Annotated in this window: 20 protein-coding genes and 1 riboswitch; of the genes, 10 read left to right on the top strand and 10 right to left on the bottom strand. The window is 60.5% G+C overall.

Annotated elements, in window-relative coordinates; translation table 11 throughout:
- Positions 1-9: 9 nt before the first annotated feature.
- Together AC50YL_RS10480 and AC50YL_RS10475 are read left to right on the top strand one after the other, a co-directional pair.
- Complete coding sequence (locus AC50YL_RS10480) at positions 10-1,743, top strand: cache domain-containing sensor histidine kinase (RefSeq protein ID WP_494831701.1); 1,734 nt, start codon at positions 10-12, stop codon at positions 1,741-1,743.
- Complete coding sequence (locus AC50YL_RS10475) at positions 1,740-3,236, top strand: helix-turn-helix domain-containing protein (RefSeq protein ID WP_494831699.1); 1,497 nt, start codon at positions 1,740-1,742, stop codon at positions 3,234-3,236. The genes AC50YL_RS10480 and AC50YL_RS10475 overlap by 4 nt, the downstream gene beginning before the upstream one ends.
- 165 nt (positions 3,237-3,401) lie before the next feature.
- Here the strand turns inward: AC50YL_RS10475 and AC50YL_RS10470 are convergent, their stop codons facing one another.
- Positions 3,402-4,235, bottom strand: a complete 834-nt coding sequence (locus AC50YL_RS10470) for a 3'-5' exonuclease (RefSeq protein WP_494831697.1) — start codon at positions 4,233-4,235, stop codon at positions 3,402-3,404.
- A gap of 180 nt (positions 4,236-4,415) precedes the next feature.
- Between AC50YL_RS10470 and AC50YL_RS10465 the strand changes: the two genes are divergently transcribed.
- A complete protein-coding gene (locus AC50YL_RS10465; protein WP_494831695.1) occupies positions 4,416-5,330 on the top strand; it encodes a permease in 915 nt (304 codons plus the stop codon).
- Positions 5,327-6,547, top strand: a complete 1,221-nt coding sequence (locus AC50YL_RS10460) for a TIGR03943 family putative permease subunit (protein ID WP_494831693.1) — start codon at positions 5,327-5,329, stop codon at positions 6,545-6,547. The genes AC50YL_RS10465 and AC50YL_RS10460 overlap by 4 nt, the downstream gene beginning before the upstream one ends.
- Positions 6,548-6,606: 59 nt before the next feature.
- Here AC50YL_RS10460 and AC50YL_RS10455 read toward each other — a convergent pair whose 3' ends face one another.
- The 6 genes from AC50YL_RS10455 to AC50YL_RS10430 form a co-directional block, all read right to left on the bottom strand.
- Positions 6,607-8,280, bottom strand: a complete 1,674-nt coding sequence (locus AC50YL_RS10455) for a hypothetical protein (RefSeq protein ID WP_494831692.1) — start codon at positions 8,278-8,280, stop codon at positions 6,607-6,609.
- Positions 8,277-14,990, bottom strand: coding sequence for a DUF7507 domain-containing protein (locus AC50YL_RS10450; RefSeq protein ID WP_494831690.1), 6,714 nt, complete (start codon positions 14,988-14,990; stop codon positions 8,277-8,279). Before AC50YL_RS10450 ends, AC50YL_RS10455 begins: the two co-directional genes overlap by 4 nt.
- Before the next feature lie 77 nt (positions 14,991-15,067).
- The gene (locus AC50YL_RS10445; RefSeq protein ID WP_494831688.1) at positions 15,068-15,697 is read right to left on the bottom strand and encodes a class I SAM-dependent methyltransferase; all 630 of its coding nucleotides are present in this window, start codon (positions 15,695-15,697) and stop codon (positions 15,068-15,070) included.
- Between the two features lie 147 nt (positions 15,698-15,844).
- A complete protein-coding gene (locus tag AC50YL_RS10440) occupies positions 15,845-16,354 on the bottom strand; it encodes a C40 family peptidase (RefSeq protein WP_494831686.1) in 510 nt (169 codons plus the stop codon).
- Positions 16,355-16,590: 236 nt separating this feature from the next.
- Positions 16,591-17,046 carry a cupin domain-containing protein gene (locus AC50YL_RS10435; RefSeq protein WP_494832527.1) on the bottom strand — a complete coding sequence of 152 codons (456 nt, stop codon included), beginning with the start codon at positions 17,044-17,046 and terminating at the stop codon, positions 16,591-16,593.
- A gap of 161 nt (positions 17,047-17,207) precedes the next feature.
- Positions 17,208-17,765 (bottom strand): superoxide dismutase family protein, encoded by a 558-nt coding sequence (locus AC50YL_RS10430; protein ID WP_494831684.1) that lies wholly within the window; start codon positions 17,763-17,765, stop codon positions 17,208-17,210.
- A gap of 186 nt (positions 17,766-17,951) precedes the next feature.
- Here AC50YL_RS10430 and AC50YL_RS10425 point away from each other — a divergent pair, with 186 nt between their 5' ends.
- The 5 genes from AC50YL_RS10425 (at position 17,952) to AC50YL_RS10405 (ending at position 22,686) form a co-directional block, all read left to right on the top strand.
- Positions 17,952-18,923 carry a Gfo/Idh/MocA family protein gene (locus AC50YL_RS10425; RefSeq protein ID WP_494831682.1) on the top strand — a complete coding sequence of 324 codons (972 nt, stop codon included), beginning with the start codon at positions 17,952-17,954 and terminating at the stop codon, positions 18,921-18,923.
- A gap of 151 nt (positions 18,924-19,074) precedes the next feature.
- Complete coding sequence (locus tag AC50YL_RS10420) at positions 19,075-19,506, top strand: DUF2203 domain-containing protein (protein ID WP_494831680.1); 432 nt, start codon at positions 19,075-19,077, stop codon at positions 19,504-19,506.
- A gap of 203 nt (positions 19,507-19,709) precedes the next feature.
- On the top strand, positions 19,710-20,816 hold the full coding sequence (locus AC50YL_RS10415; RefSeq protein WP_494831678.1) for a glucosaminidase domain-containing protein: 1,107 nt from the start codon (positions 19,710-19,712) through the stop codon (positions 20,814-20,816).
- A gap of 71 nt (positions 20,817-20,887) precedes the next feature.
- Positions 20,888-20,984: riboswitch (purine riboswitch) on the top strand.
- 96 nt (positions 20,985-21,080) lie between these two features.
- On the top strand, positions 21,081-22,067 hold the full coding sequence (locus AC50YL_RS10410) for an EamA family transporter (protein ID WP_494831676.1): 987 nt from the start codon (positions 21,081-21,083) through the stop codon (positions 22,065-22,067).
- A 79-nt stretch (positions 22,068-22,146) separates the two neighbouring features.
- Positions 22,147-22,686 carry a DUF1697 domain-containing protein gene (locus AC50YL_RS10405; RefSeq protein ID WP_494831674.1) on the top strand — a complete coding sequence of 180 codons (540 nt, stop codon included), beginning with the start codon at positions 22,147-22,149 and terminating at the stop codon, positions 22,684-22,686.
- A gap of 177 nt (positions 22,687-22,863) precedes the next feature.
- Here the strand turns inward: AC50YL_RS10405 and AC50YL_RS10400 are convergent, their stop codons facing one another.
- Complete coding sequence (locus AC50YL_RS10400) at positions 22,864-23,034, bottom strand: hypothetical protein (RefSeq protein WP_494831672.1); 171 nt, start codon at positions 23,032-23,034, stop codon at positions 22,864-22,866.
- Between the two features lie 346 nt (positions 23,035-23,380).
- Here AC50YL_RS10400 and AC50YL_RS10395 point away from each other — a divergent pair, with 346 nt between their 5' ends.
- Positions 23,381-24,085: an SDR family oxidoreductase gene (locus tag AC50YL_RS10395; protein WP_494831671.1), complete on the top strand. Its 705-nt coding sequence runs from the start codon at positions 23,381-23,383 to the stop codon at positions 24,083-24,085.
- 238 nt (positions 24,086-24,323) lie between these two features.
- Here AC50YL_RS10395 and AC50YL_RS10390 read toward each other — a convergent pair whose 3' ends face one another.
- Entirely contained in the window at positions 24,324-25,790 is a 1,467-nt protein-coding gene (locus tag AC50YL_RS10390; protein WP_494831670.1) for a DHA2 family efflux MFS transporter permease subunit, read from the bottom strand.
- Between the two features lie 259 nt (positions 25,791-26,049).
- Complete coding sequence (locus AC50YL_RS10385) at positions 26,050-26,658, bottom strand: thymidine kinase (RefSeq protein ID WP_494831668.1); 609 nt, start codon at positions 26,656-26,658, stop codon at positions 26,050-26,052.
- Between the last annotated feature and the right edge of the window lie 22 nt (positions 26,659-26,680).

Here is a 26,680-nt window from a genome sequence, read left to right as displayed (position 1 = left end):
ATGCGGCAAATGAGACAATCCATCCGGCTCAAATTGACGCTTTTGTTCCTGCTTACGATCATCCTGCCGATTGTCGTCATCGTCGTGGAGCTTCCGGCCTATTACGTCACCTCCATCAAAGAGCAGCAGTCCTCGCTTATGGCGGGGACTTTAGCTGCTCTTACGTCGCATATCGAGACGTATCTCGACGACCTCGACCGAATGACGGTCACGCCGTACTTCTACGACGACGTCATGCGCGCGCTGAAGCTCAAGTCGACCTACGGCTGGAATTTGCTGACGGATTACGAACGGTACGAGGCGGGACAGACGCTCTCGACCACGCTCCCGAACGCGCTCAAGAATACCCGCAAAGACATTCTCGGCACGATCCTGCTGCCGATGGACGGTTCCGTGTACGTATCCTCGACCAGCAATCTGACCGGCGCCGTGGAGGGTTATCCGTTCGAGAAGCAGGATTGGTACATTCAAGCGCTTCGGGCGGACGGGGACGTGGCCTTCATCAGCGTCCACGAGCAGGATTACCTGAACGGGGCCAGGGCGAGCGTCTTCTCCGTCGCCCGGCTGATCAAGGATCCGGATTCCAGGCGACCGCTCGGCGTAATCATGGCGGACGCGGATACGGTCGCCATCGAGCGGATGATCTTGGGGATCGGCTTGAAGCGCGGTTCGTTGGCCGCGATCCTCGACGATAAAGGGAAGCTGATCTACGCCAGCGGGCCGATCCCCGACGAGGTGCGGGCTCAATTGGCGAAGGGGCGCGGCATCGTCCGCGCGGCGAACGGCGATTACAACGTCGTGAGCAAGATGGTAACGCGCTCCAAATGGGGCTTGTACGTGCTGTTTCCGGAGTCCGCGGTCAAGCGGCAGCTCGACCGCTTGTACGAGGTCGGCTTTTGGTTTGCCGGCGGCGGCATCGTCGTGGCCGTCATTCTCTATACGGCCGTGTCCCATTGGATGGTGACGCCGTTCAAGCGGATGGTCCAAACGATGAAGCGCGTGCAGCGCGGCGACATGACGGCGTTCTATCCCGTGAAGGGCAGCGACGAAGTCGCGCAGCTCGGCGCGAATTTGAACACGATGATCAGCCGTCTCGGCGAGCTGATCGACCGCGAATTCCGTGCCGTGCTCGGCCGGCGGAATGCGGAGTACCATGCGCTGCAGTCTCAGATCCAGCCCCATTTTCTCTATAATACGCTGAACGGCTTCATCGGCTTGAACCGGGCGGGACAGCGCGCGCTGCTGGAACGGGCGATTCTCTCGCTGAGCGGCATGCTCCGCTATACGCTTGAGAAGAACGACCGCGCGAGCCTGAAGGAGGAGATGGCGTTCGTGGAACAATACTGCGAGCTGCAGCAGATGCGCTTCGCCGAGAAGCTGGAGCTGGACATCGATTTCGCTCCCGGCGTCCAAGATATGCTGCTTCCGAAGCTGCTGCTCCAGCCGCTCGTCGAGAACGCCGTCATTCACGGCGTCGAGCCGTCCGTGACGCCATGCGTGCTGCGCATTCGCGCGGACGTTGAAGCGCCCGGCGAACCGGAAGCGGCATGTCTCTGCATACAAGTGTCGGACGACGGCGTCGGCTTCGAGCCCGGGGAAGGACGGAGCGGCGTCGGTTTGCCCAACGTGCGCGAACGGCTGATGCTGGCGTACGGGCAGGCGTCCATGCTCGTCCAATCCAAGCCGGGGCAAGGCACGACGGTAACGCTTCGAATTCCGTTAAAGGATGTGGTGCGCGCATGAAGATCGTCATTGCCGACGACGAAAATCCCGTTCGTTACGCCCTCCGAAGCATGATCGGCGAGATGGATGCGTCCTGGACGATCGCCGGCGAGACGTCGAACGGCGAAGGATTGCTGGGTCTGTTGTCCGAGCATCGGCCTAACGTCGCCATCGTCGACATCCGCATGCCCGAAATGAACGGACTCGAGGCGATCCGACGGGGCAAGCTGCTGTCGCCGATGACCAAGTGGATCATCTTGAGCGGCTATTCCGATTTTCGCTACGCGCAGGAAGCCCTCAAGCTCGGCGCCTCGGAATACATGCTGAAGCCGGTCGGGCCGGAGGAGCTGGAGCGGGCGCTGTATGCGACGTACAAGGATGGCAGGGACCTGCTTCAGCTGCATAACGAGCGGTTCGGCTGCAACCTGTCCGCGCTCGTCAACGGCTTGATCTCCGTCCGGCTCGAGGAACGGGAGAGCATATTCCATCAAGGAAGCTTCATGGGGGCCGTCTTCGAGCTGGACCGGCCTGCGGGCGGCGTCGGGCGCGCCGAAGCGCATGAAGCGTTCTACCGGAACTTGACGGACTGTCTCGAGGCGCATCTGCACTCCGGCGTCATGCTTGCGGTCGTGCCGCTGCCGGGCGGCGAGCTGGCGGCGGTCTCGGCGCGGGAGAAAGGAAATCAATGCGGTGGAAAGCGCCAGACCGCGGACTTCTTCGAAGCCGTCAAACGCATCGCCGCGAGCGCCGGCGGGCCGGATGAGGCGATCACCGTGCTGATGACGGGTGAATGCCGTGGCTTCAAGGAGCTTAACGGCAGACTGTCGCTGCTGCAGCGGGTGCGGGATCTGCGTTTTTTTTGCGGTTTCGGGGAAGCGATCGAATACGAGGCATGGCAAGGCATGGCAGGCAGGGAGGAACTGCTGGCAATCGGGAAGCTGTTGTCCGCGGGACTTGAATATTTGCAGGATAGGCAATATTTAAACTTTCAAAATGCGCTGTCGGAGCTGGAGCCGTTGTGGTCGAAGTGGGAGATCGACGGACGCGAATCCGAGAAGCGCTCGCTGCTTCGATACTTGAGGCATGCGGCGGCCGGTATCCGGCTGCCCCAAGACGGATTGGCCGAGGGCATGATCGTCGAGCTGCGGTCGTACGGGGAAAAGGTTTTGCGCGAACGCAAGTCGAAGGAAGACGCGAGGCACGACGTCGTCGCGCAGGTGCTGCGGTATATCGAGCGGCATTATGCCGAGGAGGTCGGCATCGGCCAGCTGGCCGATCTGCTGAACGTGTCGCCGAGCTATCTCAGCACGCAATTTCATAAGAAGACCGGCATGACGTTCATGAAGTACCTGACCCAGCTTCGCATGGGCAAGGCGGAGGGGCTGCTGATCGGCACCCGCCTGCAAATCAAACAGATTGCCGAAGAGGTCGGCTACTTCAGCACGCGTCATTTTACGAAGCTGTTCACGGAGGCGTACGGGAAATACCCGTCCGATTACCGGAAGCCGGTCTGAGAGCGGCCCTCCGATGAGCAGGCGGGTGGAATAACAAATCCGATAGAACCAGGAGGCGGATCCGATGCTTCCGGCGGAAGGCATTTCGTTCAATGCCGGAATTCCGGAAGCCGATCCGATCCGATGCGATAACCGATAAACCGGCGCGGGCTCGAGGCCGGCCGGTCACTGCACGGAGGACGATTCATCCGCGGCCCGCGATTCCGTCTTGGCCGTCGCAGGCTCCGCGGCCGGCTTCGGCTTGCGCTGCGGTTTGGCCATTTCGGCGTCGAACACCGCCTCGAGCTCCGCCATCTTGCGCGCGTCGTCCGTCGCGAGCTTGCCCGTCAATACATGCTCCACGATGAGCGGCCACGTCGGCGCGACCTTCTGCGCGGCGATGATCCGGATGGCGTTCTTCACGAGCTTTCGTTCCTTGGCGTTGGAGTAGACGTCCACGTATTGCTGGACGCGCTCGAAGTCCAGGTGCGGGAATACCGCCCTCAGTATCTCGGCCGTCATGCGGGCATCGTCCAGCGCGCGATGGGCTTGGATGTCGTCGCCGCTGATCCCGAGATCGGCCAGGGCGTTCTCCACGCTCACGTCGTTGGTGACGCCTTTGTAGCGGATATACCCTTTGAGCAGATCGTAATAATTGACCCCGAGCCAGTACGCGTCGTCCAGGCCGTGCATCCGGGTGTCGAAGACGATCCGCTTCATGTCCTCGCCGCCCCACGTGACGATCAGATACCGTTCGTTCGGACCGAGCCAGTCGAGAAATTGCCGGATCACGGCCGGAAAGCCTTCCGCGGCGTCGATGCCCTCCTGCGGAATGCCGGTCTTCTTCTGGATGAAGTCGTTCAGCTTGGCGAAATAAACCGGCTTGACGAGCGCCGTGAATTGGTCCGTCTGGCGAAGCTCCGCGTCCAGTCTGACCGCGCCGATCTCGATGACCTCCATCGGCAGGTCGCTGGCGAATTTTCTTCCGTTGAATTCAATATCGAGTACGATGTAGTCCACGTCCGTTAACCTCCGCTGCAATAATGTCGCTCTCCATTCTAACAGACTACCGCCGCCGCTGTCGCGGTGCAAAAAATCCCCGCGTGCGCGGACGCAGAAGCGTCATTGGATTTCGGCCGCGGAATGATAGATAATGGGGAAAAGTAGATAGAGTAGGGGACTTTGCTTCGGAGGTATAGTGTGGTTACGTTTCTTCAGCTTAACACGATTTTTCTCAGCATGATCATGGAAGCGATTCCGTTCATCCTGCTCGGCGTCATCGTCTCCGGCCTCATCCAGACGTTTCTGTCGGAGCGCTGGATCGCGCGGGTGATGCCGCGCAACCGATTCGCGGCTTCGCTGCTCGGATGCGGCGTCGGACTGCTGTTCCCCGCGTGCGAATGCGGCATCGTGCCGATCACGCGAAGACTGCTCCGCAAGGGGGTGCCGCTGCACGCCGGCATCGCGTTCATGCTGACGGGGCCGATCATCAATCCCATTGTCCTGGCGGCGACGTACATTGCCTTCGGCAATGACTGGCGCATGGTGCTGGTTCGCGGAGGGGCTGCCGTCGTCGTCGCTTACGTTACGGCGATCGTTATATCTTTCCTCTATCCGAAGCTTCCGATGCGCTTGCGCGAGGATGCGATGCTGGAGACGGCCGCAGCCTCGGATATGTCAGCCGGCCCGACTGACCGGGCACCGCTCGGGCGCCGCCTGTACCATGTCATGCTCCATGCGATCGACGAATTTTTCTCGGTGGGCAAGTATTTGGTGCTCGGCGCCTTCATCGCGGCTTCCATGCAGACGTTCATTCCGACGTCTTCGCTCATGAAGCTGGGCGGCAACCCGGTAACCGCTTCGCTTGTCATGATCTGCCTGGCGTTCGTCATGTCGCTGTGCTCGGAAGCCGACGCCTTCATCGCGTCTTCGTTCCGCGGCACGTTCTCGATCGGAGCGCTCTCGGCGTTCCTCGTCTTCGGTCCGATGATCGATATCAAGAACACCTTGATGCTGCTCGGCGTGTTCCGCGGCAAGTTCGTGCTTGTCCTGATCGGACTCATCGTCGCCAGCACGCTGGGCGTATCGCTGCTCGTGGGGAGGCTGCTGGGATGATTCGATTGTATGTGTTGGCGGGGTTCGCCTGCTTGTTTCTGATGATGAACATGAACGGCAATTTGAACAAATACATCAATACCAAATACGCATACCTGTCGGAGAGCGCGATCGTGCTGCTGGGCGTCCTGTTCGTGTTCGAGTTTATCCGGTTGTACGCGAAAGAGCGCGAAGCGGGCAAGCGGAAGGCCAAGCTGGCGGAGGAGTCGGCGGCCGAGGAAAGCTTGAGCGCTGTAGAGGCGGCGGGCGGAGGAGTACTTCCCGAGCGCCAAGAGCACGCTGAGCAAGAGCGCGGCGAGCATCTTATACGATCTCAAGTTCCGGACCGTCGTTCCGAGCATAAGGAACAGGGGGACGAGTTTGAAGGAGATCACGGTTATGATCGTCATGACCATGGCCATGATCACGGTGCGCATGACCATCATAATCATCGCGAACATGATCATCATAAGGATGGCCGTCATAGCCAAGACAACCATGACGATCATAACCATAACAGTCATGATTATGACCGCCACGACCATAATCACCACGGTCATAACCACGGCCATGACCACGGCCATGACCACGACCATGACCATACCGGGCACTCGCACGAGCAGCCGATTCGATGGAAACGGTACCTCGGCTACGGCATTCTCGTCTTCCCGCTGCTGACCGGGTTCTTCTTGCCCGTGCAGACGCTGGACTCCAGCTTCGTGAAAGCGAAGGGCTTCTCGTTCCCGGATTTCAACGTATCCGCCGACAACCCCGGCTTCCATCAGTTTCTGAAGCCCGACACGAGCGTCTTCTACGGCAAGCAAGGCTATGCCAAGGTGTCCAAGAAGGAGCTGGACGAGTTCCTGACGGCGAAGGACGTGAAGTTCACGGACGCGAACTTCTTGAAAGGTCTTGAGGCGCTGTACAATTATCCGGACGCGTTCATTGGCAAGACGGTCAGCTTCGACGGCTTCATTTACAAGGGCGATCAGGCGAGAGGCAATCAATATTTCGTCTTCCGGTTCGGATTCATCCACTGCGTGGCCGATTCCGGCGTGTTCGGCATGCTGGTGAATTTTCCGGCAGGCTCGACGTTCCAAAACGATCAATGGGTGCACGTGACCGGCAAACTGGGCTCGGAATTTTACCAGCCGTTCAAGCAGACGCTGCCGGTGCTGACCGTGAAGGATTGGACGGGCATCGAAAAGCCCAAGGACCCGTACGTGTATCGCGCATAACGCATAACGAATACAAAAGCGCGGCGCTTCCGTTGGAGGAGCGCCGCGCTTTTTCGCGTCTATTCATCGTCCGTTTCGATCCGGACGGTCGCTTCGTTCGAGAAGACCGAGGACGAGGTCTGTTGCTTGTTTACGACATAGCTGTACGCGGCGCGAACGCGGAACCGGATCCGCTGCTGCAGCGGATGACGGAAGACGCGCAGCAGATAGGTCACCGACGCGGCGCCGTTCGGCGGCAGGGTGCCGACCGGAATCGCTTCGCCGGTTGCGGCGGATACCGCATTTCCGTCAACGAAGACGCTGTCCGGCACCAGCGTCGTCTCGCTTGGCACGATATCGTAAAGCGTGATATTTGCGGAATAGTTGCCATTGTTCGTAAGCCGGACATCGGCTTGAAACGTTTCGCCGGCTTCGATGAGTTCCGGCTTGGCTTCGAGATGCGCATTGACGACTGGGAGAACGAGCGGGACTACGACCGTATTGGTCAGCAGCGCATCCGTAACGGGCAGACCGTTCGGCAGCCGGAAGGCATATTCCAGAATGGCGCGGTTTACGAGCACGGTCTGCAGCGGTTGGATAACCGCTCGAGTTACGGTTACGTTGTACGTCAACGTAAATGAGAGGCCTGGCGGCAGAAAACCGAGCGCTACGCCGTTGATCGGATCGGCACCGGGAATCGTAACGCCGTTCAGCACGACGCTGCCCTGCACGAAAGCGGTACCCGACGGAATGAGGTCTTTGGCAACGACGCTGGTATCGAGCGTTCCCGCATTGGTGATGAAGACGGTATAGGTGAGCGTATCGTCGATCGTTGCCAAGTCCGGGGCGACGTCGATGACCGCGCTTAACGCCGGCCCGTAGACGATCGCCGTCGCGGGATTCGAATCCGCGGTTTGCTCAAACTGTCCGTAATTGAAGACGAGCCTTGCCTGGTTGGTCAGCCGGGTTTGGACGGGCACGTCGAGCACGACGGCGTTGAACAGAAGCTGCCTGGAGGTGCCCGGCTCGATGGTTCCGAGCGGAATGCCGCCGGCTGGCGATGCCGAAGGATTGCGGACCCCGTTAATCGTCACGCTCCCCGGAACGAAGCCGGTTCCGGAGGGAAGCGTATCGAACAGCACGCTTTGCCGGAGCGGTTCCGATCCTTCGTTCGCGGCGATCACGCTGTACGTGATCATGTCCCCGACGAAGGTCACGGCGGTGGATACGCTCTTTTGCACGCTGACGGCCAGCGCCGAGACGGGCAGCGAGACGACGTTGGACAAGGACGAGCCGCTGATGACGCGATGGTCCAAGGTGACGAAGGTATAGTCCGCCCGCGCCTGGTTCTCCAGCACGCCGGACGGCGGCACGACGGTCAGGATGAGCTGGTATACGATCGTGGAGACGCCGCCTGGTGTAATCTCGCCTAGCGGAATGCCCGCTCCCGGCGCAATGCCGGGAACGGGCGTTCCATTGACCAGAATGCTGTTGGGAACGTAGATCGTTCCGGGGGGCAGGCTGTCGTACACGATGACGTTCGCGGTGCGGTTGCCGCTGTTGCCGACCGTGATCCGATACGTGACGGGAAGCGACAAGCCGGCCTGAACCGCATCGGCGAACTTGGCGACCGCGATGCTCGCCCCGTTGATCTGGGTATTCACGGTATTGGAAAACGCGAATTCGGTGGTCGTGCCGTTATCGAAGGTCACGACCGATTGGTTGCTGACCGTCTGCGGCAGGCTTTCGGTCATAACACGAGCACCTGGAACGTGACGGTCGATACGGCTCCGGCGGCAATGGTGCCGACCGGAATCCCGCTGCTCGGATTGGCCGCGGGAACCGGCACTCCGTTCACGGTCACGCTGCCCGCGATGAAGGTGACGCCGGCGGGCACCGGATCGACCACGGTGACGCTATTGACCGGCGAGATGCCGTTGTTCGTGACGGTGATCGTATACGTGATCGTATCGCCGCTGACCGCGTCGATGGCATTGGTGGTTTTGACCACCGTGACGTTCGGAGAAGACACCGGAATGACGACGACGTTGGAGAGCACGGAGCCGAACAGGGTTCTGCCGTCCGGCGGCGAGAACGAATAAGATGCGGTCGCCTGGTTGACCAATTGCTGCGGCGACGGCAACGCGTCGACCGTAACCTGCAGCGAGACGAGCACGTGCACGGAAGCGCCCGGGGGGACGACGCCGATCGGGATACCGGTCGTAGGGTCGGCGCCCGGCAGCGGAACGCCGCCGACGGTCACGCTGTTCGGCACGAATTCCGCGCCGACCGGAACCGTATCGAAGACCGTGACGGTCGCCGCCAGGTTGCCCGTATTGGTGACGTCGAGCGAATAGGTGATCGTGTCGCCGACGGTGGCATTGGCCGTGCTGGCGGTCTTGAGCACGCCGATGATCGGATTGAACACGGGCGTCGTGACCGTGTTGGACGTGCTCGTGCCGGAGAACGCGCCGGAGGTGAAGCTGACCTTCGATTGGTTGCTGATGAGTCCGGACCCGGGCAGCGAATTGACCGTGACGTTAAAGGATACCGTAACCGAGGCGCTCGGCGCGATCGTGCCGACCGGTATGCCCGTTGCAGGGTCGGCGCTCGGCTGCGGAATGCCCCCGACGACGACGGTTCCCGGCACGAACGTCGTTCCCGCCGGGACGATGTCGCTCAGCACGACGCTGGTTACGGTCGCGATGGACACGTTCGTCACGAGACTCGAGTACGTCACGATATCGCCGATGACGGCATCCGTCGACGGCGTGCTCTTGACGACCGTCACGTTCGGCGAGCTGACCGGAATTTGCAGGATGTTCGATTGGGCGCTGCGCGAGAAGGAACGCGTATCCGGCAGGGTATAAAGGTAATTGCTCGTCGCTTGGTTGATGAGCTGCTGCGTCGCCGGAAGCGAGACGATCAAGTATTCGAACGTCGTCGTCACGCTGCCGCCAGGCGGCACGATCCCGATGCTGAACCCGACCGACGGATCGGCCCCGGCTTGCGGCGCGCCGCCGACCACGACGCTGTTCGGCACGAACGTCGTGCCGTCCGGCACGTTGTCGAAGAGCGTGACCTGCGCCGGATAATTGCCGCTGTTCGTCGCGACGACCGTGTAGCTGACGTTGCTGCCGACGCTGGCGAGAATTGTCGGCGAGCTCTTCGCCAGGGCGATCACCGGTTCGAAGACCGGCGTCGTGACCGTGTTCGAGAACGTAACGGCCGAGAAGACGCCGGACGTGAAGCTGACCGAAGAGCGGTTGCTGACCAGTCCGCCTTCCGGAACCGTGATGACGGTAACGCTGAACGTCACCGTCACCGAGCCTCCCGCCGGGATGGAGCCGAGCGAGAACCCGGCGGCCGGGTTGGCGTTCGGCTGCGCGACGCCGCCGATCGTGACGCTTCCCGTCTGGAAGGAGGTCCCCGGCGGAATCGGATCGGAGAAGACGACGTTGTCGACGGGCGCGATGCCGCCGTTGCCGACGACGATGCTGTACGTCAGCGTATCGCCTGTCGTGAGCGCGGTGCTCGCCGTGCTTTTGACGACGCTGACGTCCGGCGGGGATACCGGGAACGATAGCGTATTGGAGAGCGCAGAGCCCGTCAGCGTGCGGCCGTCCGGCAGCGTGTAGGCGTAAGAAGCGGTTGCCTGATTGGAAAGCTGTTGCCCCGGCGGCAGCGAGTTGATGACGACGGAGAACGTCACGGTCGTCGTCGTGCCCGGCGCGATGATGTTGAGCGGGATGCCCGTGACGGGATCCGCGCCCGGCTGCGGCGTGCCGTTCACGATGACGCTGTTCGGCACGAACGAGACCTCCGGCGCGATCGTATCCGTCAGGGTGGTGAGCGCCACGTAGTTGCCGGTATTGGAGACGGCGAATGAATAATTGACCGTATCGCCGACGGTGGCGTTCGTCGTGCTTGCCGATTTCACCACGCCGATGACCGGCTGGAAGACCGGGATGTTGACGGTATTCGAGAACGTGATGCCGGAGAATGCGCCCGACGTGTAAGAGACGGTGGACTGGTTCGTGATCGTCGCCGGCGTCGGCACGGACGTGACGGTCAATGCGTACGCGACCGTCGCGTTGGCGCCGCTCGCGATCGTGCCGAGCGAGACGCCGGAAGCCGGATTGCCGCCCGGCACGACGATGCCGTTCACCGTCACGCTGCCGGGAACGAGCGCCGTGCCGGCCGGAATGCCGTCGATGAACACGACATTGGAGATCGGCGAGATGCCGGCGTTCGATACCAGCACCGAATACGGGATGACGTCTCCGACGGATACGGCCGTCGAAGTGGACGATTTGGCAACGGTCACATTCGGCGAGGAGACGGGGATGGACAGCGTGTTGGACTGCTGCGTCCGCGTCAGCAGCCGGCCGTCGGGCGGCGTGAACGTGTAGGTCGACGACGCTTGGTTGACCAGGAATTGCGGACTGGGCAGCGAGTCGATGACGACGGAGAACATGACGAATGCCGTCGCCCCGGGATTGATCGTGCCGGCGTTGATGCCGCCCGTCGGCGTGGCGCCCGGCTGCGGCGTGCCGTTTACGATGACGCTGTTCGTCTGGAACGTCGTCGTCGGCGGCACGGTATCCGTCACGGTCACGTTGGCGGGCAAATTGCCGGTGTTGCTGACCGCGATCGTGAACGTGACGGTATCGCCGACGGACGCGTTCGCCGTATTGGCCGTTTTCACCATCCCGATGATCGGCTGCGTCACCGGCGTCGTCGTCACGTTGGACGAGGACGTGGCGGAGAAGGCGCCCGACGTGAAGCTGACGGTCGACTGATTGAGAATCTGATCGGAAACAGGCATATTAATATTCACCCCATAGGTCACGGTCGCAGAGGCGCCTGGCGCCAAGGAACCGATCAGAATACCGGCGGAAGGATCCGCCTGTGGTCTTGCCGCTCCGTTCACCGTCACGCTGCCCGGCACGAAGGTCGTGCCGGGTATCGCGGGCCCGACGAAGGTGACGTTGTTGACGGTCGCGATGCCGTTGTTCGTCACGACGCCGGTATAGACGATCGTGTCGCCCGTTACCGCATCGACGGCCGTGGTGATGAGGACGACGGAAACGTTCGGCGCGGAGACGGGAATGGTCACGACGTTGGATGGCGAATTGCCGGAGATCGTTCTGTTGTCGGGCAGCGTGTAGGAATAGGCGGCGTTTCCTTGGTTGACGAGCTGCTGCGGGTTCGGCAGGGAATCGACGACGACCTCGAAGGTGACGACGGCCGAGCCTGCCGGAGCTACCGTGAAGATCGGAATGCCGGTGGACGGGTTGGTGCCAGGCTGCGGCGCGCCGTTCAACTGAACGGAGTTCGTGATGAACGTCGTGCCGGCGGGGATATTGTCGGTCACATTGACGAAGGCGCCGATGTTGCCGGCATTTTGCACTTGCAGCGTGTACACCACCGTGTCGCCGAGCGTCGCCGCGGTCCGGTTCGCGCTCTTCAGCACCGAGATGATCGGCTGAAACACGGGAATATTGATCGTGTTCGAGAACGACGATCCGGTGAAGGCGCCGGAGGTGAAGCTGACCGCCCCGCGGTTGCTTAAGGAACCGCCGGCCGGTATCGCGACGACCGCGACCCGGAACGAGACGGTCACCGAGGCGGACGGCGCGATCGAACCGACGGCCACGCCGGATGCCGGATTGGCCGAAGGCGCGGGAACGCCGCCGACGAGTACGCTGCCGGCGATGAACTGGGAGCCGTCCGGGATCGGATCCGAGACGATGACCTGCGTAACCGGCACGATGCCGTTATTGGTCACGACGAGCGTGTACGTGACTTCGTCCCCGACCGCGGCGACCGACTCGCTGGCGGTCTTGGCGACCGTCACGTTCGGCGAGGATGCGGGAATGTTGACCGCATTGGAATTGACGGCGCCGTTGAACGTCCGGTTGTCCGGCAGCGTATACGCATACGCGATCGATGCCTGGTTGATCAGATTCGGCGGATTCGGCAGCGTCTGCAGCACGACAGAGAAGACCACCGTCGCGGAACCGCCCGCGGCGACCACGCCTATCGGGATGCCGGTTTGCGGCGTGGCGGCCGGCCGGGGCGAGCCGTTGACGGAGATGCTGTTCGGGACGTAGACCGTGCCGGCGGGCAATGCGTCCGTCAGCGTCAGGAGCGCAACGTAATTGCCCGTATTCTGAATCGCGAACGTATACGCGATGGTATCGCCGACGGTAGCCTGCGTCTCGCTGGCTGATTTCTGCGCGGTGATCACCGGCAGGAAGACCGGTACGCTGACCAGGTTGGACAGCGATATGCCGCTGAAGGTGCCCGAGGTATATGAAGTGGAAGCCCGGTTATTGAGCTGCGCCGGACTTGGCAGCGACGTGACGATCACCTGAAACACGACCGTCGCGGAGCTTCCCGCCGCGATCGTGCCGAGCGAGATGCCGCTGGCCGGCACGGCGTTTGGCTGGGCGACGCCGTTAACGGTGACGGAGCCCGAGACGAAGAGGCTTCCCGCGGGAACGGGATCATTGAAGATGACGTTCGTCACCGCGGCCACGCCGCTGTTGGCCACGACGGTCGTGAACGTGACGGTATCCCCGACGGTCGTCGCCGTCCGGTTCGCGCTTTTCGTTGAATTGACATTCGGCAGGCTGACGGGAATCGTGAGCGTGTTCGATGCCGCCGAACCGTTCAGCGTTCGACCGTCAGGCGGACTGTAGGTATACGTCGCGGTCGCTTGGTCCGTCAGCTGCGGCGGCGACGGAAGGCTGTTCACGAGCACTTGGAAGGTAACGGTCCGCGAACCGCCGGCGGGCACGACGCCGATGCTGACGCCGGTTGCCGGATTGGCGCCCGGCTGGGTGACGCCGTTCACGGTAAAGCTGTTCGGCACGAACGTGCTGCCCGTCGGGATGTTGTCGGTGAAGGTCGTGGTCGCCCCGATGCTGCCGGTATTCGAGACGAGCACCGAGTAGGTGACGGTAGAACCGACGGACGCATTCGCGGTATTCGCGCTCTTGGTCATCGTGATGACCGGCGCGTAGACCGGCGTATTGACCGTGTTCGACGGAATGACCCCGCTGATCACGTCCCCGCCCGCGACGCTCTGGAACGTAAAAGCGGCGTTGGCGGAGTTCGACAGCTGTTGCGAGTTCGGCAGCGAGGTCACGACGGCCCGATATGTAAGCGTGACGGAGCTGCCGAAGGCCAAGGAGCCGATGGGAACGCCAGCCGTGATGTCGGCCGTCGGCCTGGATACGCCGGCGACGATGACGCTTCCGGCGACGAAGGCGGAGCCGGCCGGCAGCGTATCGCTGACGACGACGCTCGCCGCGCTCGCGTTGCCGGTGTTGTTCACGGTGACGGTATACGTGATCTGATCGCCGATGACGGTACCTGCGACGTTCGCGCTCTTCGAGACGGTGATCGTAGGCGAATTGATATTGACCTGAATGGCGACGCCGTTGACGACGTACGCATCGCCGGAGGTCGTGAGCCGGAGCACCGCCGACGATTGATTGTTCGCGAGTTGGGAGGAGACGTTAATGTTGGTGATGTCCCAGCCTTGCCGGCCGCCGACGATATTGGAGCCCGGAGCCCCGTTGACCTGATTCCGGGTGCCGAAGGTGCCGGTCGTGTCCAAGTTGCCCGCATCGTTGTTGATCTGCGAAGCGAAGAAGTTGTTCGCGAAATTGTTCGGTCCCGACAACGCGACGAGCGCTGCCGTGGTCGGTCCGAACAACGCTTGGTCGCCGGATCGGTTGGCGTCGCCTTCCTGCGCGCTGAATAACGCCCTGCCCCCGAGCGTCCCGGTTACCGGCGTTGCGAAGCCCGTCAACGTCGTCGTGACGGGACCGGAATCCGCTTGGATAAGCACGGCGCCGGCGCGCAACGACATGTTGCGGAACGGAAGGGCCGGATTGGCGTAAATGACGCCAAGCGTCCAACCGGCATGATTGATGGTCGCGTCGGTGACGGTGATGGTTCCGACGATGGCGCCGGCGGTGTACGTTCCCGCGCCGCCTTGCTGGATGAGCGACGTGACGTTGGCGGAGCGGGTATAGCCGAGCTGCCCCGAGCCCAGGTCGAACGTATTTGCGGTCGCGGGATCCGGCGTGACGCTGGCCGACGTGTTGTTCGGCAGGATAAGCGTGACGGGATTGTTGATTGCCGCGCTCAAATTCACGCCCGGAACGAGATAAGAGCCGCCCCAAATCAGCTCCGCGTAGACGACGGAGCTGCCTGCGGGCAATACGAGTATCGCGGACGAATTGTTGAGCAGGTAGTTATTCGTCGTCCCGAACGGATACGTGCCGAACCGGACGGCGGTGTTGGTCGTGACGAATGCGCCGATGCTGTCTTGGGTACCTGGAACGCCTTCCGTCGTCGAACGGCTGAGACCGAGCGTATTGCCGGTAAAAGTGATGGCGCCGGTCAAATTCACGGTAGCCCGAACTACGAGAGCAATGTTCCTCACCCCCTATCGTGTAAGTGGCTGAATACACTATAGGAGCATATGCGCGAAGGAACTGGCGTATGAGCCGCAATGAGCGACTATTGCCCGCGGCACCGCAGCTGCCGGACGCCGTGCGGCTCGGAGTGATCTTGAACGCACAGCTGCTGCCAGTCCTCTAAGCTCAGCGCGCTTTTGACCGCGACGAAGCGGTAAAGGATCTCATCCACGACGTTCGCCTGCAGTTCCTTCAGCATCTCCAGTTCGTCGGGTTCATATAGCGGAGGGGCATAGGCCGGCTCGTAGAACAGCTCCATGTGAAGCAGCCGGAAATCATAGGGGAGCGGGGGCAAAAAATCGTACGGGGCAAGGGGCGGACAGGCAGGCCCGTCTTCGGGCTGCATGAAGCGCGCGGTCATGTAGCGGGGGGTATATTCGTCGAAGCTGTGCTTCAAGTAAGGGTTGGAGCTGTGGCGGAAATGATGCGCGTACGGGCATAAGACGGTTAGGACGGCCCTGTCCATGCTGATGCGGTAAAGCTCCGACAGCGTGTGCGCGAGATCGTCCACGTAGGGGAGCATCCGGCATACCGCGATGGATTCCACGGAGTGGTCCGGGAACGGGAGGTCGCCGTTCAAGTCGCTGACCCAATTGACGCCGGGCAGCGCGACGCGGTCGATCCCGTAATGATCCGGCCGTTTATGAGCGCCGCAGCCAATATCCAATTTCATCGCAAACGCCTCCCTGAGCGGATATCCCTTTCTTCTCCAGTGTATGGGGTGCCGGCGGGACGGGACTATACGCTTGCCCATCCACGCAAAAAACGTGCGGGAGCATGATGCTCCCGCACGCTATCTCGTGGATGGCGGCGAAGAAATCTAAAGGACGCGGCGCGCCGTGACGAAGCGATGGTCCCACGTGCTTCCCTTGAACGTGGAGACGGTCACGCCGATGCCGACCCGGTATGTATGCAGCAGCTTGCCGTCGCCGATGTAGAGGCTGACGTGGTTGATGACGCCGTCGCCGTTCGTGTCGGAGAAGACGAGGTCGCCCGGCTTGAGCGCGCTCTTGGACACTCTGACGCCGACCTTCGACTGCTGCTTGGACGAGCGCGGCAGGCTGATGCCGTTTTTCTTGAAGATGTATTGGATGAAGGACGAGCAATCGAATGCGCTCGTGATGCCGGATTTCGCGCCGAATTTATAAGGAACGCCAAGGTATTTTTTGCCGGTCGATTCGATCTTGTTCGCGAGGGCCGTCGTCGACGAGGACGACGCGGCATGCGTCGTGTGCGGCGTCAAGGTCAGCGCGCCCGTGCAGGCGATCGATACGCCAAGCGTAATGGCGAGCAGTTTTTTGGAGAATGTTGCTTTCATCGTGGTATTCATGCTGTCTTCCTCCCGGTGGATAAGGTTTGGTGTTGGCCGTGAACGGTGTAAGCTCGAGAATTACTATATCACGCCCAAACCTTCCACAACTTACCAATGTAAACGGAAACCCTTTCACACCAAGGCAGAAATGCGGTTTGTTAGAAAAAAATGAGAAATGCTTCATAAACCAGGGGTTGACAATGAGAAAGCCAACCAGTTTTTTCTGGTTGGCTTTTGCATGTTCCGTATCCGGCCTAATCTCGCGCGATCAGCTTGAAGTCGTCATAATGGAAGCCGGGGGCGACGACGCAGGAGACGAGCACCGGCTCGTCGCCGAGGGGCTTCGCCATCTGCCATGCGTTCGCCGGCACGAGCGCCTGCGGATGCTGGCCGTTCGCGATATCCGGGCCGATCACGATGTCCTCGGTCTTCCGCGGCTCCGCATCCGTTCCGCCCAGCGTCAGCAGCAGCGGGCTGCCGGCATGCCACAGCCACAGTTCGTCGGACAGGACGGTATGCCAGTCCGAAAATTCGTCCGGGTGCAGCACGAAATATATGGACGTTGCCGCGAATCGCGCCCCGGAATACGCGCCGCCGAGCACCTCCTGCGGAATCGCGAAGGATGCCTTCCATAGTTCTTTATACCAACCGCCCTCCGGATGGGGCTTCAGGTCGAGCGCCTCCACCCAGGGGGATAATGCTTTCGTCATGCCAGTGTTCATTTGCGCTTCCTGCTCCTTCATGCTGGTCTGGTTTCTCTCTTACTCTCCGATTCTGCAACTCTACCAATGTAGCGGATTTCCGGACGCCTGTAAACGAAAGAAGCCGCGGCAGCGGTGTCGCGGCCGTGGCTTCCGATCGAAGCGTTTCTTTATTGAATGACCCCGCAGGCGATCCGGTCGCCGGAATTGCCGGACGGATCGGTGACGTAGTCGTCGGCTTTATCGTGAATGACAAGCGCGGTTCCGCCGGTTTTGAGCAGCGAGTTCGGCTCGCCCTGCTTCAGCGTCACGACCTTGGTTTCGAATTCGGCTTTGGCGTTGCCGCCGGCATCCGCCTTGAGGTTCGGCAGATCGCCGTTATGGAAGCCTTTCGGATTATTGAAGCCGTGCATTCTCGCGGCCGGATTAAAATGCGCGCCGGCCGTCGCGAAGCCCGGAATTTCGCATTTGCCCGTCTCGTGGAAATGCAGCCCGTGTTCGCCCGGGGTCAGCTTGCTCGCTTCGACGCGCACCGTTACCGCATCGTGCTTCTGGGTGAGCGTGGCGGAGCCGATCGCTTCGCCTCTGGCGTTGATGAGCTTTACCGTCACCGCCGGCGCCTGCTGCTCGTGATGGTCGCGGGCCAGCGCCTGGAGCGGATTGACGGCCGCGAGTCCGATAAGCAATGCGGCGGCAGCCGTTCCTTTCAACAATCGTGCGTGTTTCATGGTCGTCATCATCCTCCTGTATGCAGCTCCGTGAATTCGTGGTTCCCGTATATCATTGCCTACATTGCCGCCGAGCAAACATTTCGTCCCGCATTCCGCAGATTGGCGTAATTTTGGATTGGTCGCGCTTGCAAGGTATGCTAATTTAATGAGGAAAGAGCCATTTATCATCGGGAGGCGAAGCAGGTGGACGCAATTCGCATTGGCATTATCGGTACGGGCGGTATCGCAGGCTGGCACGCGCGCCAGCTCCAGGAGCTGCCGGAAGCGGCGATCACGGCCCTGGCGGACACGAGCACGGACAATCGGGATAAATTCATCGCCGAGCACAAGCTGGACGGCGTCAAAACCTTCACGGATTACCGGGACTTATTGGATAGCGGCGAAGCGGACGCCGTGATCATCTGCTCGCCGCATACGCTGCACTTCGAACAAGCGAGCGCCGCGCTGCGCAAAGGGCTGCATGTCATGCTGGAGAAGCCGATGACCTGTTCGTCCGTCGAAGCGGGCCAGCTGATCCAGATCGCGGAGCAATCGGGCAAACTGCTGCAGGTGTCGTACCAGCGGCATTTTCAGCCGGAATTCCTGTACATCCGGGATGCGATCGCGAGCGGGGAAATCGGCAAGCTGACGTCGGTCACGGCATCGCTCTATCAAGAATGGAAGCCCGGCACAAGCGGTTCGTGGCGCCAGGATCCGTCCTTGTCCGGCGGCGGGTTCCTGATGGATTCCGGCAGTCACATCATCGACGTGCTCCTCTGGACGACGGGCTTGACGCCGGTCGAAGTCAAGCCGCAGCTGCACATGCACGGCACGCCGGTCGAGATCGACACGTTCACGTCGATCCGGTTCGCGGAAGGCGCGGTAGCGGGACTGAATCTGGTCGGCAATGCGCCTTGCTGGCACGAGACGTTCGTCTTCTGCGGCGAGACGGGCGGCATCTTCTACGATAACGGCAAAATCACGCTGCGCCGCTGGAAGCAGGAGCCGATGGTTCCGGATCTGCCGCAGGCGACCACGAACCAGGACAAGAGCTTCGTCGATGCCATCCTGGGGCGGCATGAAGTGCTGGTGCCGGGCGAGTTTGCCCTGAAAGTGGTCAAGCTGTCGGAGATGATCTACGAAGCGGCAGGCTACGCGCCGCTGGCGACCGTCTGACCTGACGCGGCACGAACGAACGGCCGGAGCTCACTCGGGAGCTCCGGCTTATTCTTTTTTTGGGCTGCGGAACGCCGGAGTCGGGCGGCCCTTGGCAAATGGCATTTTTCCGCGAGATGCAGTAAACTGGCTCTAAGGAGTGGATTGTCGCATGAAGCCAGTCGTTACGTTTACATTGGAGGAAGCAAACGCGATGCTTCCCGAGCTGCAGGAGGATCTGTTCAAGCTGCAGCTGCTGACGCAGCAATTCGAAATGAAATTCGAGCTGCTGCATCAATTGACGAAGAAGCATAGGGAAGGCACGCTTCCCGCGGACAACGGGACGGACGATCCGTTCTTCGAGCTGGAAAGCCAGCTGGAGTTCATGCGGATGGAAGTGGAGCTGGCCGTCGGCAATTTCGAACGCAAGGGCGTTTTGCTCAAAATGATCAATCCCGGCCTGATCGATTTCCCTTCCGTATTGAATGGTGAGGAAATTCTAATCTGCTGGAAGCAAGGCGAGGAGCAAGCGGCGTATTATCACGGTTACGACGACGGGTTCACGGGCCGTAAACGCTACCCTGACGCGGGTTTGGCGGAATAATCGCGGTTCCGATAAAAGATTGGAAAATTCTCATTCGGGAAGCCTGAGCAATCAGGCTTCTTTTTGTTTCGCCAGAAGAGGAATGTCCATCGACAAAAGTTCATAAGTTTTTCACAGACGCTTTGACATGCTTTTCATTAGACAGCCTTTACAATCTAACTCATATCGGAAAGGCCCTAAAAATCCAAGGAAGAGGTGTATCCATGTCTCGGAGTATCCAGTGGAATGTAGTGGCTTATATGATGATCTGCGCGGCGCTGCTCGCGTCCTTGTTCGTTTCGTTTAATCTTCCGGCAAACGTTTGGAATAAAAGTTCGTCCGATATCGCGCTTCCCCAGTGGCACGGCCAACTGCCGACCGCCGCTGCGCTTCCTCAGCCGGCGCCGATAGCCGCGACGCAGCCGAAATCCCAATTTCAACCCGCAACCGTCATCCCCAAAGCGCCTCCCGTAACGGCCGCAGCCGTTCCCGCGAAGATAAAAACCGTCTCCCCTCCGATCGAAACTCCTTTACATACATATAAAGTAACCTCCTACTATCTCAATGTCCGCGCTTTGCCGAGCGCCGATGCCGATATTCTCCGCGTCGTGGAACAGGGCACGCTCCTTCAGGTGCAGCAAGTCACGCCATCCGGCTGGCTGTCGATGAAAGACGGCGGCTACGTGAACGGCCGTTACGCCGAAGCGGCGGATCCGGCGTCACCCGCGAAAAGTAACCATCCCGATTCTCCGGTCACGGTATTATCCGCGTCCGCATCCACCGCGATTGCGATTCCAGCCGATCAATCCCCCCAACCGATCCTGCAGGCCAAAACCGCCCCTTCTGCCGAATCGGTCGCCTTGCCGGCGAAGCCGTCGAAAGCGGGCAATCCCGTCAAGCCGACCTCCAAGGTGTTATCCGCGTCGGGAATGACGAAGGAGCATATCGCCAAGCTGCTGAAGGGCACCAAGCTCTCGGGGCAGGGACTCGAGGACGTCATTCTCGGCGTCGAAGAAAAATACGGCATCAACGCGTTCTTCACGATCGCGGTCATGAAGCTCGAAAGCGGCAACGGCAAGAGCACGCTGTCCCGAACCAAGAACAACCTGTTCGGCCTCAACGCGGTGACCGGCAATGCGCATAAAATGGCATTCAGCTTCAAAACCAAGGGGGACAGCATCCGGAAATTCGGACAACTCATCAACGACAATTACGTCGAGCGTGGCCTGACGACGATCGAAAAGGTCGCGCGCAAGTATTGTCCGGCGAACGGGTTATGGGCCGGGCATGTCCGAACGATCATGCGAAGCGACTACGGCAAGCTGGATTAACCAAGTTTGGGCGTAAAGAGCGATTGACAGGAACTCACTTGTCATGTAAGATTCGCAAGAGAGCATAAAGCGGTATGAAGAACGATTCGATTCGTATAGCCTCGCAACAGGGCGGGGGTTTCTACAGGAAGCCGTAACTTCCTAACTACGAATATGGAATGATCCCCGGATGATTCCATATTTGCGGTTAGGAAGCTTTTTTGCGTGTTCGCATGCCTTCCGCAACCATCGGACTGCTCAGCTCAGGGAGGGGACAACATAGAGATGAAATACGCAGTCGCTGTTCTAACGGGTGCCGTCAGCTACGGCATCCTATCGACGATCGTCGTCAAAGCCTACGGCGAGGGCTATCAATTGGGCGAGGTGGTCGGTTCGCAATTGCTGGTGGGCTTCGTGCTCTCCTGGCTGCTGGCGCTGTACACGAAAATCCGGGCAAAGCGCAAGCTGTCGCAACGCGGAGAAGCCGATTCCCGGGGAGCAAATGCGGTCGCGGCAGCAATGCGGCCGCGCACGGCGCTAAACTGGAAGCAGCGGCTGATGCTCATGGCGGCCGGCATGCCGACGGCTCTGACCGGTCTGCTCTACTATCAATCGCTGCGCTATATTCCGAATTCGCTCGCGATCATTCTGCTCTTTCAATTTACGTGGATGGGCGTGCTGATCCATGCGATCCGCATGCGCAAACGGCCGAGCGGCATGATGCTGGCCACGCTCGGCGTGTTGTTCGGCGGAACGCTGCTGGCGGCCGGCATCGTGGACCAAGGCTTGTCGAATTTCGATTTGCTCGGCGTCGCGTTGGGATTGCTGGCGGCCGTCAGCTATTCCTTGTTCGTTCTGTTCAGCGGCAAAGCCGTGCCTTCCGCGGAGCCGGCCTACCGCAGCGCATGGATGATTACCGGCGGCCTCGTGCTCGTATTCGTGCTGTTCCCGCCGGCGTTTCTGTTCAACGGCTTGCTCCTCGGGCATCTGCTGCTGTTCGGATTCCTGCTCGGCTTGTTCGGCGCCTTTATTCCGCCCGTGCTGTTCGCGGCCGGCGTGCCGCATATCGGCGAAGGGATGGCCACGATTCTAGGAGCGTCGGAGCTACCCGTGGCCGTCATGCTGTCGGCGGTCGTGCTGCACGAGAACGTCAGCGTCCTGCAGTGGGCAGGCGTCGCGCTGGTGCTGTTGGGCGTGGCGTTGCCCGAGCTCTCGAAGCGGCTGAAGCGGCTTCCTCAAGCGCGGACGAAGGGCTACGCGCACCGGGCGTAATGCCGGGCTGCCGTTGTCATCCGACGGCGCGTTGGGTATAGTGGAAGCAAAGCAATCGGATGGATGGAGTGGATCGGGCATGACGAATTACGCGGCGCTAATCAGAGGCATTAACGTCGGCGGCAACAACAAGCTGCCCATGGCGGAGCTGAGGCGCGAGCTGGAGGCCATCGGCCTCGGCCGCGTGCAGACGTATATCCAGAGCGGCAATATCGTCTTTCAATCGCCGCTGGACCAAGGTGCGGCCGCGCGCGAGATCGAGCAGGCGATTCTGCGGATATCCGGCATTTCCGCCAAGGTGATGGTTCGGACCGGCGCCGAGCTGGACGCGATCGTGGCAGGCTGCCCGTATGCCGACGAGGCGAAGGAAGAAGGAAAGCGCGTCCACTTGTCGGTGCTCCGGGAGCCGCTGACGCCGCAGCAGATCGAGAAGCTGCACGTCGGCATCTCGGAGCTGGATCGCTGTCATATCGACGGCACCGCCGTGTACTGCCATTACCCGGAGGGCATGCGCGACTCCAAGCTGGCGGCGAATCTCGGCAAGCTCGGCGACGGCGTGACGACGCGCAATTGGAACACGGTCCTGAAGCTGCAAGCCATGCTGCAAGCGATGGCATAAACGTCTCGGCCCGAATCGGCCGGAACCGTGCGAAGAAGCCTCCCGGGACCCGGGAGGCTTCTTCGTTGACGGTCGCGATGGCACATGAGATGCGCATGTTCGCTACCTGCCGTAGCTGCCGACGATTGAAGCGGTGGCGTAGTTCATGCCATGCTTGCCGTCGTCGTCAGCGGTCGGCTAGTCTTGTTCTTGGTTTTGCGGTAAACGCTTCGCGGATGCGTTCTGCTCGAACGCTTTCGCTGCATCTTCCGCGGAGAACTCGGTGTCGTCTTGGCCCGGAACCGGCAGTTTGTTCAGTTCGGAAGACTGCACGTCGGCTTTCGATACTTGATTTTGTTCGTTGTTCATATGTATACCTCCTCGTATGGCTGTGCTGGATGTTGATGGCAACAGAGACTAGAGTGCCCCTAATCGGATAGGTTTTATACGCGTTTACGAATCCTTCATCAATGGTGACGGCTAATCCCCCTTCGGAATTGTTTCGGCATGGAAACCAAGTTATGCGCGACAGGATCGGATTGGAGCAGCGGAATCGCCGTGCGGCCGTCAAATACCGCTGTTTCGCCGGCAAGACGATCGGAATTCGGCCGCCAACGTCCCGCAGGGGTTCCGATGGCTCGGCCGCGATTGGCTTTCGCCCTCTTGAAAGCGTTATAATAAAGACCGGACTACTTACGGAGAGGGGTATGGAAGCATGAGAATTGTCATTACAGGCGCAAGCCGCGGATTAGGTTACGAGCTGGCGGTCGTTGCCGCGAAGCGCGGTCATCACGTGATCGCGGGCGTTCGCGACAAGGCGGCGGCCGAAGCGCGTTACGGGAAATTGGACGATTCGCTGCGCGCGCAGATCGCGTTCGTCGAGCTCGACGTGACGAGCGACGAGTCGATCGAGCGATTGGCTGCCGGATTGAAAGAAAGCGGAGCGCCCGTCGACGCGCTCGTGAACAATGCCGCCATCCTGCTCGGCCGCGATCACGATATCGAATCGATGTCCTTTAACGATTTGGCGGAATCGTTCGAGACGAACCTGTTCGGCCCGATCAAAATGATCCAGGCGCTGCTGCCGATGCTCCGCACGGCCAGCATGCCTTCCATTATGAACATTTCCTCCGAAGCCGGAGCGTACGCCGGCGTCTATGCGGGCGACTACCCCTACGGCTTGTCCAAGTCGGCGCTGACCTATCTGTCGGAGAAGCTGCGCAAGGAGCTTGAGCCGCAAGGATTTCAAGTGCTGGCGATCCATCCCGGCTGGATGAAGACCGACATGGGCGGGGAGCAGGCGCCCGGCGATCCGGCGCAGACGGCCGAACAGCTGGTCGGCATTCTGGAGCGCGTTCGACCGCTGAAGGTCAAGCAGCACGGCTTCGTGGATGCCGCGGGCCGAGAGATGGAGATTTAAGCGTGACGTTTGTTTCGAATGGCTGATAGCGGCCATGGTTGCCCGGCTCGATCGGGGACCATGGCTTTTTTGTACGTCTATGCGAAAATCGCGATAAGCGAATTTGCCCGTGATATACAGCGCATGCGCAAGCAGGGAACTGCGGGAGGCAGCGAGAAAAAAGCGTTCCGGGCTGGAAGCCCGAAACGCTTATTCGCTTGTTGCGCCGATCGATGACATGCCCGATCAGATACTACTATTAGCCCATATCCACCGCGTGTGCGACAGGCGCATTCACTCCGCCGGTCTTCGGACGTTTGAGCGTGAGGGCGCAGAGCAGGCCGAAGACGGCGAGTCCGACCAGCACGAGGTAGGCATCGTGGAACGCGCTCGTCATCGCGTCCGGCATCGCCTGTTCGCCGCCGGCCACGTAGTGCGCCGTTCGGTTGGCGATGATGGTCGTGAGACCCGCGACGGAGAACGACGTCATGATCTGCTGCGCCGCGCTCGTCAGCGACGTAACGCGGCTGACGAGATTGCTCGGCGCCGATTGGATCAAGTGCGTGTTCAGCGCCAGGAAGGACAAGCCCATGCCCATGCCGAGCATCGCGCGCGGGATCAGGAACTGCCAAGGCGTGTCCGTCGGATCGATCCGGGAGATGAGGAATGCGCCGACGCCGACGATCGTCAACCCGACCAGCACGAGCGGCCTGGCCCCGATCCGGTCGTACAACCGTCCGCCGATCGGCATGAATATGCCGGCCGCGAGCGCCTGCGGCAGGGTCCACATGCCGGCATTGAACGCGGTCATGCCCATCAGCTTCTGCATGAAGTACGGCACGGAGAAGATGATGCCGAACATCACGAACTGCAGCACCCACTGGATCAGAATCCCCCGGGTGAACAGCGACGAGCGGAAGACGCGAAGCTCCAGCAGCGGTTCTTCCCGGCGGGTCAGCTCGACGACGATGAAGGCGGCGAGCGCGACGGCGCCGACGATCAGCCCGATGATCGTCTTGTCCGAGGTCCAACTCGTGGAACCCTCGCTGAGACCGTAGGATAGACCGGAGAACGCGAGCGGGCCGAGAATGATGCCGAGCATATCCAAGGAAGTGGAAGATTTCTTCGGCAGGCTCGGGAGCAGCAGGACGCACAGGATGACGCCGAGGATACCGACCGGAATATTGATGAGGAAGATCCATTGCCATTGGACGTAATCGACGAGATAACCGGAGATGATCGGGCCAAGCGCCGGAGCGAGCAGAATCGGAATGCCCATCAATCCCATGATGGATCCCGCTTTCTCGGGCGGGCTGAACCGGTACGTCATCGCGAACGCGATCGGGGACACCATGCCGCCGCCGAGTCCTTGCAGCACGCGGTACAGGATAAGCTGGTCGACGCTTTGCGCGGTCGCGCACAACACGGAGCCGAGCGTGAACAGCACGAGCGAGACGATGAAAATCTGCTTGGAGCCGAACTTGTCCGTGATCCAGCCCGCGAGCGGAATAACCGCGGCTTGGGCGAGCGCGTAGCCGGTGATGGTCCATTGGACGGTTTCCAGCTTGCTGTGGAAATCGTCGACGAGCTTGGGGACCGCGACGTTCACGGCCGTGCTGTCGAGGATAACCATGAAAATGCCGACGATGATGGCGAGAAGCGGGCCGACCAGCTGACGCATCGACGTGAAGGGGACGACGGGCGGGTTGGAACGTTGTGCGGACATAAGAGCCTCCTAATTACTATTTCCTTCCACTTTAAGTCTGCGCCGGACGGAAGTCAAAAGAAAATTATGTGATATTTTTGACATATGTAGACCGGCCTTCGACAGTGGATCGGACTGCGAACTTTCTTCGTTCGGTCCCGTCCATTATAGCGCTTGAACCTTGACGGCTGCTGTCAGCCAACGAAAAATCGGCGTCGCCGCGATAAACAAAAAAGAGGCGCCCTCCGCCTCTTGGTTGCTTGCGATCCCATTCTCCGTTCTATTCTTCCAACGACGTGTCGACCGCGCGAAACGCTTGATTGTAGCAGCGCCTGCAGACCGGCTTGTAGTCCTCGTTGCCCCCGACTTGAATCTGCTCGCCGGAATTGACCGGCTCCCCGTCCCGGAAGCGGATGACCATCGTCGCTTTGCGGTCGCAATACCAGCAGATCGTCTTGATTTCCTCGATCTTGTCCGCTTGGATCAGCAGATTGTAGCTGCCTTCGAAGAGTTGGTTCTGAAAATCGTTCTTCAAGCCGAAGGCCATGACCGGAATGTTCAGCTCGTCCACGACCCGCGTCAAGTCAATGATATGATGCTTCTTCAGAAACTGGGCTTCGTCCACGAGCACGCAGTAGATCTGCTTCGGGCCCGAGGTGGACAGATGGGATTTGACGTTCTCGTACAAGTCGGTGTCTTCTTCGACCGGGATCGCTTCCCGTTCGAAGCCGACGCGCGAGCCGACCAGCATCGACGTCCCGCGCGCGCTGAAGGACGGCGAATAGATCAGCACCCGCTTCCCTTGTTCCTCGTAGTTATGGGCGACTTTGATGATCTCGAACGATTTGCCGCTGTTCATCGTTCCGTATTTATAATAGAGCTGTGCCATTGGAATCTCTCCTAAGCGATGA

The sequence above is a fragment of the Paenibacillus sp. J22P277 genome (assembly GCF_059383675.1).
The sequence above is the reverse complement of the archived record's forward strand: the minus strand, read 5'-3'. Positions and strand labels throughout refer to the sequence as shown.

Bases quoted from the DNA above. Each gene is read 5' to 3' on its own strand.
- AC50YL_RS10395 (WP_494831671.1), top strand. From the start codon at position 23,381: ATGAGAATTGTCATTACAGGCGCAAGCCGCGGATTAGGTTACGAGCTG.
- AC50YL_RS10385 (WP_494831668.1), bottom strand. From the start codon at position 26,658: ATGGCACAGCTCTATTATAAATACGGAACGATGAACAGCGGCAAATCG.
- AC50YL_RS10475 (WP_494831699.1), top strand. From the start codon at position 1,740: ATGAAGATCGTCATTGCCGACGACGAAAATCCCGTTCGTTACGCCCTC.
- AC50YL_RS10410 (WP_494831676.1), top strand. From the start codon at position 21,081: ATGAAATACGCAGTCGCTGTTCTAACGGGTGCCGTCAGCTACGGCATC.
- AC50YL_RS10440 (WP_494831686.1), bottom strand. From the start codon at position 16,354: ATGAATACCACGATGAAAGCAACATTCTCCAAAAAACTGCTCGCCATT.
- AC50YL_RS10445 (WP_494831688.1), bottom strand. From the start codon at position 15,697: ATGAAATTGGATATTGGCTGCGGCGCTCATAAACGGCCGGATCATTAC.
- AC50YL_RS10430 (WP_494831684.1), bottom strand. From the start codon at position 17,765: ATGAAACACGCACGATTGTTGAAAGGAACGGCTGCCGCCGCATTGCTT.
- AC50YL_RS10420 (WP_494831680.1), top strand. From the start codon at position 19,075: ATGAAGCCAGTCGTTACGTTTACATTGGAGGAAGCAAACGCGATGCTT.
- AC50YL_RS10460 (WP_494831693.1), top strand. From the start codon at position 5,327: ATGATTCGATTGTATGTGTTGGCGGGGTTCGCCTGCTTGTTTCTGATG.
- AC50YL_RS10455 (WP_494831692.1), bottom strand. From the start codon at position 8,280: ATGACCGAAAGCCTGCCGCAGACGGTCAGCAACCAATCGGTCGTGACC.
- AC50YL_RS10415 (WP_494831678.1), top strand. From the start codon at position 19,710: ATGTCTCGGAGTATCCAGTGGAATGTAGTGGCTTATATGATGATCTGC.
- AC50YL_RS10390 (WP_494831670.1), bottom strand. From the start codon at position 25,790: ATGTCCGCACAACGTTCCAACCCGCCCGTCGTCCCCTTCACGTCGATG.
- AC50YL_RS10480 (WP_494831701.1), top strand. From the start codon at position 10: ATGAGACAATCCATCCGGCTCAAATTGACGCTTTTGTTCCTGCTTACG.
- AC50YL_RS10405 (WP_494831674.1), top strand. From the start codon at position 22,147: ATGACGAATTACGCGGCGCTAATCAGAGGCATTAACGTCGGCGGCAAC.
- AC50YL_RS10400 (WP_494831672.1), bottom strand. From the start codon at position 23,034: ATGAACAACGAACAAAATCAAGTATCGAAAGCCGACGTGCAGTCTTCC.
- AC50YL_RS10435 (WP_494832527.1), bottom strand. From the start codon at position 17,046: ATGACGAAAGCATTATCCCCCTGGGTGGAGGCGCTCGACCTGAAGCCC.